An 11,206-nucleotide genomic window follows, 5' to 3' on the forward strand; every position below is an offset into this window, starting at 1 on the left:
CGTTCTCGCGGCTTTCCTTCGTCTATCTGCTCTTTGAGCTTGTAGAGTTCCTCAAGCGTGATCTCGTCGAGCCGACCCATTACCGGCTCTACAAAATCTATCGGTAAATAACTTCCTTAATTACTATCAGAGTCGAAATCAGCATTAGCGCCGAGACCGAGGTGTAATTTCCTGGTCGAGGGTGTTGACGAGGAAATTAAGAAGCTGGTCCTCGTGGATTTCATTGTCTGCTTGCGAGGTCGTAGGCACACCTTCAGCAAGCAGACCTCTCAACTAACCAGCTTTGTGAGGTACTGAGCCTGTTCACCGGGATGCCGGTGCGTGCAGCCTTCGTCGATTTCGGCTGAGACAGATGGGTTGATAATAAAGAGAATTTATATTCATTGTAGTTGACTCAATCCACCGGTAAATTGTTTTGTATGCTATCACAATCTCACAAACAAGAAGGCAGTGATTTATACTAAACAGGGAAACACTTTATTAGGATAAGTCATCAGACGGCACTGTCTAGTTGAGCGAGTTTGAGAAGCGAGGAGGCCGTAGCGAGAAGTGTCCATGCAACTCGCAGACCTCTTCAGAGAGACGTTAGATGAGGACAGCTAAGACGTTTGGGAGAACGAGTACACCCCGACATCCGTCCGGCGGTTTGGGGTGCGTCTCCATACGGCGGGGCTGTCGATCAGGGAGACGGTGGCAATCTTAGAGTTGTTGGGTGTCGATCGCTCTCACGGTGCGGTCTGGAACTGGGTTCATACGCTGTCCGAAGCACAGAGCGACCCGCCGACGGCGGAGCCGTCGCGGGTCGCGGTTGACGAGAAACAAATCGAGGTTGACGGAGAAAAGAAGTGGTTGTACGCCGCTGTCGACACCGAATCAAAACTGCTACTCGAAGTTGACGTGTTCAGCCGCCGCGGGACTGACCCCGCGGCGGCGTTCCTGCATCGGCTCACTCAGAAACATGATGTCGCCGATTCAGTGTTTCTCGTCGATGGTGGCGGCTATCTGACCGCCCTCTCGCGTCACGATTTGAGCGGTCGGCTTGACTATCGAATCCGGAACCACATCGAAAAGTGGTTCCAAACTGTGACCATGCGAATTGACCGCTTTCACTCGTTTTGGCGGGGCAGTCACCGGAGCGCGAAACAGTGGTTACGACGCTTCAGACACCACTACAACCACGAACGACCGAACCAAGCTCTTGACGGAAAAACGCCGGCTGAGGAAATCAAGAACTAGACAGTGCCCATCAGACTGCTTGTTCCTTATTACTATAAAATTTATGTCTTATATTCATTAATATATTGTTGTATTATTTCGTGATATATGAATACTAATCGAGGTATAACATAATTATTGGCTTGGATTGTATTGAATTGCTACAGCTGTGGCTATTCCTACAATTGGCCACACCTGTGATAAATGAATGAAATCATAAAAGAGTTCTCCAATCAATAAAGACAATATTATACAAAACCAGGTCGCACTCATTGTATAGGTATCACTTTGATATTTCGCAATCCTAGTATTTCTGAATAGTAATATTAGAGTATACACATATATCGGCAAAGCTAACAAGGTGCCAATAATACCCCTCTCAGCCAAAAATTTAATATAGTTGGTCTCCGGAGTAAATCCTCCAGTATATATGGGATAATTACCTAATCCAATGCCGAATAAAATTGTCTTCATATTTTGAATCCAAGTGGCTACGCCAATCATTCTTGCTTGTATATGTGAAGATGTCGAGTTTCTAATCAGTTCTAAACTTGATTCAAGGTTTAGTATAAAGAATAAAAAGGGCCCGGATAGAATTATCCCGGTAATAAGTAACACATATATATTATATTCCCTGTAATAAAGCGAAGTGATAATAGGTAACACGATCAATAAAGTTAGAATACCGGTACGAGAAGCAGTTAATAATAAACAAAAAAATATTGATAATAAATAAGTAGAATATATTGCCCTTTGTTTACCTCTTGTGTTTTTTAGGTACCATGTACCAAGGAATAGTCCTATTACTAAATACATAGACAAATGCGGTGGAGAAGTAAAAGGCAGTGTTAACCTTGGAATTACTATTCCTCCGATATCTCTCTGGAAAGGTTGAAGATGACCGCCACCAGCTAATTCGAAGGGAATCAACTGTCTAAAAGGTATATTTTTAATATACTCTCTTTCGACAATATACATGTAGTAGGTATATAACATGAAAATAATCGGGAATATATACGATAAAAATATAGAATGAAGATATCTTGTGACATAAACTTTTTCGGATGCTGTTCTGATTATTATTAGAATTAGAATTATTCCAGATAGACCACTAAATAGCTGCGGAATGCCTTTTTGAGGATCCGATGCTATAGCCATTGAAATTAATAAAGATAATATTGCAGATATTGAGCAGATATAAATACCAAGAACATTTTCATTAATATGAATGATTCTTCCTTGTCCTGTGTTATACCTTTTTAAGGATGACGTTATATGCGCTGTTACGACACTAATTAAAAAAAATCTTGGCAGACTTATATTAAATAACCCTGTTTCTAATCGGAATAAATCGATGGGTAATGAAAATAGAGTTATATAGATGAGCTTTTTACTAGATCCAGATCTAATTAATTCAAAAATAAGACCAAGTGCTATTGCTAAGCTTGTAACCACAAAAAAAACGAGCACCATAGTAATGGATCACTCTACTGGGATTTATATATGTCGATAGTATAAACGCTCTTTCGAAGTAGATTGTTGATAGCGAGAGGTGGGGCTAAAGGTCGAGAGGGCAAGGGCACCGCGCCAGCGGTGCCCGATATGTTCCCAATAAGCAGGTTCGTGTTGGAATCGGCCAGCGGACCTGCTGCAACAGGTTCGCTGGCGTGATGGCGTTTGTGCCCCAGCTGCCGTTCTGACCTGTAGTGATTAGGAGAAGAACTGCAAGCGATTGCCGAGGAAGTCGTCGATCCAGGACCGAGCGAAACTCAGTCGTGAGGTGAGTTCCTCGAAGAGGTCTTCGACGAGAGTGCGGAATTCGGCCGCGCTCTCGTCGACCAACGGCGAGGCTTCTCATTTCAGCTGTTTCCAGACCTGTTCTATTGGGTTGTGGTCGGGCGAACCAACGGGTAAGAAGACAAAATCGATGCCGAGTTGATGGGCGCGTGCGTGTGTATTCACACGTGTGCGCGAAGTGGTTGTCCAAGACGAGCAGAATCCCGCCGTGCGGATTCTGCTCGCGGATCCGTTCGAGACACTCGCAAATCTGCTCTTTCGTCTGATCCTCGGGAAAGCTGACCACGCTCTCACCGTCAAGCGCATAGAACCCGACCGCTGGTTCATGGAGATTCACCAGCGGTCGTTCATTATGCGGATCATCGACGTACCACAGCCGGTGAGAATTGTCCCACGGCTGTGGATGTGCCGAGTCGAAAAACCCCATGACAGTGCCACCGTCTGTACAGATATCGTCGTCAACGACCCAGCCTTCCTCCTCATCACCCTCCCGTTTGTTGTGAGGCTCATCGGTGCTATCCTCGTCGAGAATGTCTTCAGCGTCATCCGGCCGTGACGGCCGTTTCGTGCGGGGAATCGAGTATGACAGTCCGAGATTATCGAGAAACTGGCTGAGATAGACCGGATGATACTTAACGTCGAACTCTTCGTTGAGAAAGTGCTGGATTTCTTGTGACTTCCACGGCTGGCCGTCACGAAGGATGTCGAAGAGTTCTTGTTGTTCGTCCTCGCCGAGCTCCGGGGGACGTCCGTCCCCGAAGTTCGGCGTGAGAAGGCCGAGACCGCCTTCATTCCACCGCCATGCCCAGCGACTGCCTGTCGACTCAGATTTCCCACCGCGGTTGGCTGCTTCTTCGAGGCTGTCGCCTCGGTAAAGATCTTTGACGAAGATGAGTCGCTTGCTGATCTTCTCGTCTCTGTCTCGGCCAACAACCGGTCGAGATCGTCCTCACTGAGGTGACGGACGATCTCTTTGCGACGGTCCCCGCTCATTGAGTTGACTCGGCACGCCAACCCCAAAACTTCCCTTACGTACTAACGGTCAGAAACGGCAGCTATCGGGTATATCAGCGGTATTTGTGTAAGAATTGCGGTCGGACGTTTAACGACAAGACCGACACAATCTTTGCTCACTCGAAGCTCTCACTGAAAGACTGGTACTTTACGATCTACGCCTTCTTTCGGTTGAACACGAGTATACGGCAGATTGAGTCGGAGCTCAACCTTTCGTACAGAACGATGAGGCGGCGCGTCGAGCGCTTCGGCAGAGTGCTCGACGCGCCTTCGATCACGCTGTCTGGACCAGTTGAAATCGACGAAGTGTACGTGTCTGCAGGTCTCAAAGGCCGCGAGCGCGACCAGGAGCCGCGCTCGCGTGGCCTGTCCACGCGTGGAGGAGGGTCCTACGATGGCGACAAACCGCCGGTGTTTACGCTGGTCGATCGTGGCTCAGACGATCGGTACGTCGTGCCAGCGAAATCCGCCGACGAATCGACCATTCGACTCCTACTTGCTGACCACGACGAGGAGTCGCTGACCGTCTATACGGACGGATTTCGAGCGTACGAACCGCTCGAAGAAGACGACGCATTCACCCGCAAATACATCGTCCACGGCGACGGAGAATACGCTGACGGCGACATCTACGTCAACACCTGCGAGGAGTATCATAAGACAAGCTAACCCCATATCTTAGAGCCTTTCAGCTCCGCCGTGAACTCTACAGAAAACCCGTGACGAAGCGCTCAAACATGCTCTCAACGCCCTCCTCTGAAAATCAACAACGTGCTTCACAAGAGCGTAGTATAAAATGCTCTGTTGAATAGATGCTGAATCATAGTTAGAGCGGCTCACAGAGCGTTTCTATGTTTGTGATGGCGAACATCAGGACAATTTCACGGAACTGTCGATACCAGCCAAGCGCTCGCACGGCACTGCCGAGCGAGCGCTTTGTTGTCGAATACGAAGTTTCAGCCATCCAGCGCTGAGTGGACCCTTTTGACCGGATGAGCGCATTATTCGTGGTTGCGTTCAGTGAGGAACCGCGGTAGTGTACAAGATAGTCGATATCTAGTGCAGCAATCTCGTACTCGGTGTTCCAATCTTGGAAACCAGAGTCAGCGGCGACGAACTGCAGGTCGTCCGCGTTCCGGCGGACGACCTGCGGTCCGGTCTTCGTGTCGTGTTGCCACCGTGCTGAGATATGTACATCAAGCACAGCCAGTGACTCTATATCGGTTAATGTCGTCACTTTCAGCGTTTGTACAGTGCTTCCAGACCGCTGTCGGTAGTACGATGAGGCCGAGCGTCGGTCGAAGAACGTGCTGTCGAGTGCTACGTGACCAGACTGCGGGTGTTGCTGCGCTGAAACGCGCAGCAACGCCCGCCACACCCACATTTTGAGCCGATCAAACGATTTGTAGATCGTCGTGTAATCCGGGAGATCGTCTTGATCAAGGTCAAGAATGTCGCGGAGTTCCGCCATGTATTTCAGCCGATTCGGCGTTTCACGGAAGCTGTGCTCTTCTTCGAGTCGGAAACAGTGCAACACAACGTGGATCCAGCGGGCGAACCCGCCGCTGGCGGGCTCGCCCGCATGCTTCCCTAACGCTTGTTTAGCTAGATGCCGACACTCTTCAACGAAGTCGAGGATGTCGATTACCATGACAGAGTCGATTTCCTCGGCTTCGTCCTTCTACTCCGCGATAACAGCTAATCAGATCGCTATTCAACAGAGCAGTATAAAAAATACTGTCAATGGAAACCGGTCGGCGCAAAGAGATCAAACGTCACATCTCAGCAGAAGATCCTAACGAGCTTCTCCGCGACACCGAAGAACAGCATATGATTCGGCATCTTTGGGTTCGTGAGGCGGCGGACAATCTCTTTGGAACTGTCGTCCCTCATTGCTACATCTCTCACGCTATACTCAGAACTCTACTTAGGTTGCCTTGTTTTGTTACCAATTAAGGGGTGTCTTAGACGCTCAAACAGAAATATTCTGTTAAGCTAACTCGAAATGGACGCCGTCTGGCGATATGGCATCGCTCAGACGGTTAGTGTGGATGTGTCGAGAACTTACCAAATAACACGTAGACGATCCGGATGTACCCCCCGCTCCGGATGGCGCGGACGGTACGCTGAGTGGACACAGATCGCATTAATCCTGTTCCGCGTTGAACTGGAGAAGAGCCTCTGGGAAACCGAGGACTATCTCAACGAGATGCCCGGTGTTTTAGCAGTGTTCGACCTCAACGAAGTACTGCACTAGAGATCTTTCTGTCGGTGGGAAGGTGAGTATCAGTCTCGGATGCGTGAACTCCAGCCCGCCTGCTCCACCGGAGAGCGGAGCAGGCGGGCTGGAGTGGCGAAGCCGCGATTGACGCCAGTGGATTTCAGCGCGATCAAACTATCTAATACTACCGCGGCCGTGCGAATTAGTCGTTCCAGTCACCAAGGAACACGATGATCAGATTTGGGACCAACCTTTTCAACCACCCACAAGCAAATCAGATTCTATTGTTCCACGTATTCACCGCTATTCAACAGAGCAAACTAAACAGTGTCATAGTATCCAGTGGGTAACTCATGTTGTTTCTTGACCTTGTGACTGCATATTATACAATTCAGCATACTGCCCATCATTCTCAATCAATTCTTCATGTCGTCCAGTTTCTATGATTTTACCTGAATCAACGGTATAGATTCGATCAGCATTTTGCACCGTCGATAGTCGATGAGCAATCCCAATCATCACATAGTCACGGTCCAAGCTCTCGATAGAGTTCTGCACCTCTTTCTCCAATGTTGAGTCAAGATTGCTAGTCGCTTCATCTAACACTAGCACGTCGGCGTCTATCAACAACGCTCGTGCTAATGCGATACGCTGTCGTTGTCCTCCTGAAAGACGAACACCTTGATCCCCGAGTTGTGTCTCGTATCCTGCAGGTAATTCCTCGAAGAACTCGTCTATTTTGGCAATTCGAATGATATGATCTAACTTTTCTTCTGAGACATCCCGCTTCCCGATTGTGAGATTATAACGAAGTGTATCATTGAAAATGAACGGATCTTGGCGCACGACCGCTATGTGTTCCCTCCACTCATCAACAGGCATATCGTGGATCGAACGACCATTTGCTTGGATTTTACCGGAATCTGGTTCGTATAGCCGTGCCAGTAAGGAGACAATTGTCGATTTTCCGGCACCAGATTGTCCAACAAATCCGATAAACTCACCTTTCTCAAATTCCAGCGATATACCCGATAATGCCTCATCATCCTGTCCTTGATATGAGAAGTACACATCGTCAACTGTAACCGTTTGTACTTCATCTGGCACTGGTTCTATCTCAGTCTCCGACTCTCGATTTCGTTCAAGTTCGTCAATGAACTGCTGTGTTCGAACCAAGTGTGGAAGATTGTTTTCTATTTGATATAATTTCGAATTGAGATTACTCGCTTTCGGCCCCAATCTGAACATAGCAAAGAGAAAAACACCAAGAGATCCAAGCGACATCTCGGCGAATGCAATAGCGAAATAAATTAACAAGAACACAGACACAGCAGTTAACAAATTGTAGAAACTCTGAATTGCTGTTTGGTTACGCTTTTGTTTAATACTCGACTCAGCAAACTGATCAACAGCTTCCTGAAAATCGTCAAAGAGTTCATTTTTCATTGCAAATAGTTTCGTATCTCTAATACCTTGCGTTCCAGCCTGTGCAGCCTGCTGGATACGTTCATTTGCGTCCGCTACACGATTCCCAATGTCGTATCCTGATTCCAGAGCATACCGAAAGATCAGCGAAAGCGCACCAAGGAATACAGTTGCAAAGACTGTCAGTAGGGGTGCAATCACAAGTGCAATCCCGAGATACATCAAACACAGAAGGCCCTGCTCAAAGAAATTGACAACACGCCGGATGACAAGACCTGCGTACTCGGCCTGTGTTACAATTGCATTCAAGATATCATCCGATCCTTCTCGGTCGAAGTACGTGATTCGGGCGTCAAGTGCGTTATCAAATGCCTGTGTCTGCAGGTCTCGGGTATAATCAACGACAAGCATCCCACGCAACCATCGAACAATAAATGTCGATGTCCACCGCACCGTAAGCACGAAGCTCACCCCCACAATGACAGTCCCGAGGGTGAACGAAATACCCAGTAACTGGTATGCGGCGACAAACACCTCCATGGCACCACTAGCCTGCTGTGCCGGGTCACCGGGAGATTGAACGATTTCGACGATCGGCAGAATAAAACTTAGCCCAACTGCTTCGAGTCCAGCAGCAAAAACACCTGCAGCGATAATCGCAGCCGTAAATCCTGGCCGGAATTTCGCAACACGTACAAGCGCTTGGAGTTGCTCGGATCGGCTGATCTGGTCAGCGTCTGGTTCTGTCACTATCTGACAGGAACCTGCCCGAATAGAAAAACAGCACGATATAGCTGTTGGCACACAACTGGTGAACAAGCTGACTATAACCGACGAACTCTCTCTCAACAGTTCAAATCCACCACAGAATTATATAAACATTGATACTATCCTCTGCGTAGCCACTAAAAAATAGAATCTCCCTGATAAAAATGATTGCTCCTCGTCCTACACCTCAACAAGCATCTGGCGCATCATCGGATGCATCTCTATGAGCGGCTCTTCGGCGATCTCCTCGTACGGCTTGTACGTAATGGAGACTGTAAGCAACAGCCCAGTTCCGGAGACGCCACCGATGGTGCCCAGCATATTGGCCATCACGGCCAGCAGCCCAACGAGCGCACCGCCGATGACAGTCACCTGCGGGATGTACCGCTCAAGGACCTTCTCGATGACGCCGACGTTCTGTCGGAAGCCGGGGATCTGCATGCCGGAGTTGTGGATTTGCTTGGCCGTTGCTTCTGGACCCATGTCGGTGGTTTCGACCCAGAAGACGGCGAATATCGGCCTTGACAAGCTGTTGTTCGCGTTCTACGCGTTCCTCAGGTCAACAAAAGTATTCCCAGTGGACGCTGAACTTTTCATACCGGTCGCTGCGACGGGGCGTCGAGCAGTTCGCCAGAACGCTCGACGCGCCAGCTATAGACCTCATTGGCCCGGTAGAGATCGACGGGGTCTACGGACTGCGGGGCTGAAAGGCTGCGCGAGCGAGACTCCTAGTTGGGCTCGCACGGCCCTCGAAACACGGTCGTGGAAACTATGCTGAGGACAAGCCACCGGTGTTCACAATCGTTGATCGTGGGAGTAGTCGGCGAATGTCGTGCCAGCGAAATCCGCTACCGAATCGACCGTGCGACTTCTCTTCGGCGATCGTGAGAAGGGGTCGCTAACTATCTATACCGACGGATTTCGAGCGTACGACCCACTCGAAGAAGACGAAAGTTACCAGCGAGAAACGGTGATTCACGGTAATGGCAAATACGTCGATGGAGACAGAGGTGAATATCTGCGAGAGCCACGCGTCGCTGGAGTGATCAGCGTAACTTTAGAACATCGGGAAGGAACGTCTCGATCCAGTCGACAGTAAAACTCAGACGACGATTCGACCGAAGAAATGTCTCGGTGAGAAACTCACGGAAGTAGTCTTTGTTCTCGAAGATCTCTGCCGAGATCTCTCGTTTGAGGTCTTTCCACAGCGGCTCGATTGCGTTTAGTGTCGGTGAGTACGGTAGAATGAAGACGAACTCGATGCCGAATTCGTCGGCCCGTCATTGCATGAGTTTCGCATGATGCGACCCATAGTTGTCGGCTACGAGCAGAATCTGGCCTCACGGATTCTGCTCACGGATCTCTTCGAGCGCCTCGGACAGACGCTCGGCGAAATTCCCTCAGCGTTGTCTGGACGATGTGGATCCATTGGACGTGATTTGGCGTAGTTCATTCCGACTTCACGCAGCTTTCGGCTGAGATGCGCCGGGTGGTAGGTGACACCGTAGCAGTCTTCGATGAGTGCACGAACCGCCTGTGGCGTCCACGGTCGGCCGTCTTCAAGGATCGCACAGAGTTCCTCGAACTGTTCAGGTGAGAGCTTCGGCGGCCGGCCGCCGCCGAAGCGTGGCGTAACCCCTCGATCCCACTCTCATTCCACACGCATGCCCACCGACGCGTCGTGGATCGAGAGATCCCGACGCGTTGACCTGCCTGCTTGCTCGTATCACCTTGATAGAGATTCTTGATGAAACAAAGCCGCCGGACGAGACAGGTCTCGTTCTCCTTCTGTGCTTCCTCGATCGCTTGGTCAAGCCCTTTTTCCGACAAATGTCGGGTTAAGTTACCGCGTTGACTGGTATTCATCGAGAACTATACGGTTCCAGAGGCGTCAACTCTTTGGCAGACTCTCGTGCAACGTGGCTCTCACCACATCAAGGTGTCTCAAAAGACAAACTCACGCCGTATCCCAGAGCGTTCCAACTGCGCCGCCAAATCTTACAAAAACCCGGTAGAGATACTCTTGAACAATCGTTCGAACGTGCTCTAACTCATCAACAATGTGCTCCACATGAGCGATAGATATATATTATGACAGCCAAAATGCTACCTCGAAACTACCTTTGTTCGAGATCACCACAGGTTTTCCCAAGATAAATTATAATTATGAAAGTAAGTGTTGTAATTCCTGTATACAATAGAACCCGGCTGCTGACTCAAGCTGTGAGAAGTGTATCTGAGCAAACATACGACAATGTAGAAACTATAATAATTGATGACGGTTCTGAAAAACAATTAAATAACAATATTGATCTTGGCGAATACAAAGACACTATTATCCAGACACACCCACAAAACAAGGGGGCAAACTCTGCACGAAATACTGGAATTAATTTCGCTAACGGTAATTTAGTTTTATTTTTAGATTCTGATGACCAGATAAAGCCAGAAGCAGTTGAAAATATCGTGCAGCGTATTGAGACTGAACAGAATAACTGTCTCGGTGTCTCGTTGTCTAGAGAAATTAGACGTGGGAATGGATCTGTTGAACAGGAGATTAATAAAGGGCGAATATACAAAAAGAATCTAATTAACAAAAACAATTATGTCAGTGGGATTGGGGGTAAGTGTATACGCACGTCCGGTGGACGTGCCAACGTGGACGCCGGGGGCTACGTGAGCCACTTCGTCCGGCGGATGTCGTACGCACCACAGTCCGGACACGAGTGGTACTGAACGTCGTACGACGCCCGACACACCAGACAG

At 48.9% G+C, this 11,206-nt stretch carries 5 protein-coding genes and 8 pseudogenes; 5 read left to right on the forward strand and 8 right to left on the reverse strand.

The window, feature by feature from the left end; all coding sequences use genetic code 11:
- The first annotated feature begins 555 nt into the window (after positions 1–555).
- Positions 556–1,236, forward strand: a pseudogene (locus Harman_RS20955) (IS6 family transposase).
- A 114-nt stretch (positions 1,237–1,350) separates the two neighbouring features.
- Here the strand turns inward: Harman_RS20955 and Harman_RS20960 are convergent.
- Together Harman_RS20960 and Harman_RS20965 are read right to left on the reverse strand one after the other, a co-directional pair.
- On the reverse strand, positions 1,351–2,688 hold the full coding sequence (locus Harman_RS20960; RefSeq protein ID WP_137685610.1) for an O-antigen ligase family protein: 1,338 nt from the start codon (positions 2,686–2,688) through the stop codon (positions 1,351–1,353).
- A 237-nt stretch (positions 2,689–2,925) separates the two neighbouring features.
- Positions 2,926–4,005: pseudogene (locus tag Harman_RS20965) on the reverse strand (IS630 family transposase).
- Between the two features lie 45 nt (positions 4,006–4,050).
- Between Harman_RS20965 and Harman_RS20970 the strand changes: the two are divergent.
- Positions 4,051–4,786, forward strand: a pseudogene (locus Harman_RS20970) (IS1595 family transposase); the annotation flags it as partial.
- Between the two features lie 66 nt (positions 4,787–4,852).
- On the opposite strand, the gene Harman_RS20975 reads toward Harman_RS20970, so the two are convergent.
- On the reverse strand, positions 4,853–5,677 hold the full coding sequence (locus Harman_RS20975) for an IS5 family transposase (RefSeq protein ID WP_137685611.1): 825 nt from the start codon (positions 5,675–5,677) through the stop codon (positions 4,853–4,855).
- Positions 5,678–6,050: 373 nt separating this feature from the next.
- On the opposite strand from Harman_RS20975, the pseudogene Harman_RS20980 reads away from it, so the two are divergent.
- A pseudogene (locus tag Harman_RS20980) lies at positions 6,051–6,426 on the forward strand (IS5/IS1182 family transposase); the annotation flags it as partial.
- A 172-nt stretch (positions 6,427–6,598) separates the two neighbouring features.
- Here the strand turns inward: Harman_RS20980 and Harman_RS20985 are convergent.
- Positions 6,599–8,422: an ABC transporter ATP-binding protein gene (locus Harman_RS20985; RefSeq protein WP_137685612.1), complete on the reverse strand. Its 1,824-nt coding sequence runs from the start codon at positions 8,420–8,422 to the stop codon at positions 6,599–6,601.
- A 198-nt stretch (positions 8,423–8,620) separates the two neighbouring features.
- Positions 8,621–8,956: pseudogene (locus Harman_RS20990) on the reverse strand (preprotein translocase subunit SecY); the annotation flags it as partial.
- On the opposite strand from Harman_RS20990, the pseudogene Harman_RS20995 reads away from it, so the two are divergent.
- Positions 8,949–9,480 (forward strand): annotated as a pseudogene (locus Harman_RS20995) (transposase); the annotation flags it as partial. The pseudogenes Harman_RS20990 and Harman_RS20995 overlap by 8 nt on opposite strands.
- A 6-nt stretch (positions 9,481–9,486) precedes the next feature.
- On the opposite strand, the gene Harman_RS22215 reads toward Harman_RS20995, so the two are convergent.
- The 3 genes and pseudogenes from Harman_RS22215 to Harman_RS22225 all read right to left on the reverse strand — a co-directional run.
- Positions 9,487–9,702 carry a transposase gene (locus tag Harman_RS22215; RefSeq protein ID WP_137685616.1) on the reverse strand — a complete coding sequence of 72 codons (216 nt, stop codon included), beginning with the start codon at positions 9,700–9,702 and terminating at the stop codon, positions 9,487–9,489.
- A gap of 59 nt (positions 9,703–9,761) precedes the next feature.
- Positions 9,762–10,067: pseudogene (locus tag Harman_RS22220) on the reverse strand (helix-turn-helix domain-containing protein); the annotation flags it as partial.
- A pseudogene (locus tag Harman_RS22225) lies at positions 10,049–10,306 on the reverse strand (helix-turn-helix domain-containing protein); the annotation flags it as partial. The pseudogenes Harman_RS22220 and Harman_RS22225, both read right to left, overlap by 19 nt.
- 300 nt (positions 10,307–10,606) lie before the next feature.
- On the opposite strand from Harman_RS22225, the gene Harman_RS22230 reads away from it, so the two are divergent.
- Positions 10,607–11,176 carry a glycosyltransferase family 2 protein gene (locus Harman_RS22230; RefSeq protein ID WP_137685614.1) on the forward strand — a complete coding sequence of 190 codons (570 nt, stop codon included), beginning with the start codon at positions 10,607–10,609 and terminating at the stop codon, positions 11,174–11,176.
- Positions 11,177–11,206 lie beyond the last annotated feature (30 nt).

The organism is Haloarcula mannanilytica (assembly GCF_005406125.1).
Lineage (GTDB): Archaea > Halobacteriota > Halobacteria > Halobacteriales > Haloarculaceae > Haloarcula > Haloarcula mannanilytica.

Excerpts from the sequence above, each read along its gene's own strand:
- Harman_RS20975 (WP_137685611.1), bottom strand. The coding sequence starts at position 5,677 with ATGGTAATCGACATCCTCGACTTCGTTGAAGAGTGTCGGCATCTAGCT.
- Harman_RS22230 (WP_137685614.1), top strand. The coding sequence starts at position 10,607 with ATGAAAGTAAGTGTTGTAATTCCTGTATACAATAGAACCCGGCTGCTG.
- Harman_RS20960 (WP_137685610.1), bottom strand. The coding sequence starts at position 2,688 with ATGGTGCTCGTTTTTTTTGTGGTTACAAGCTTAGCAATAGCACTTGGT.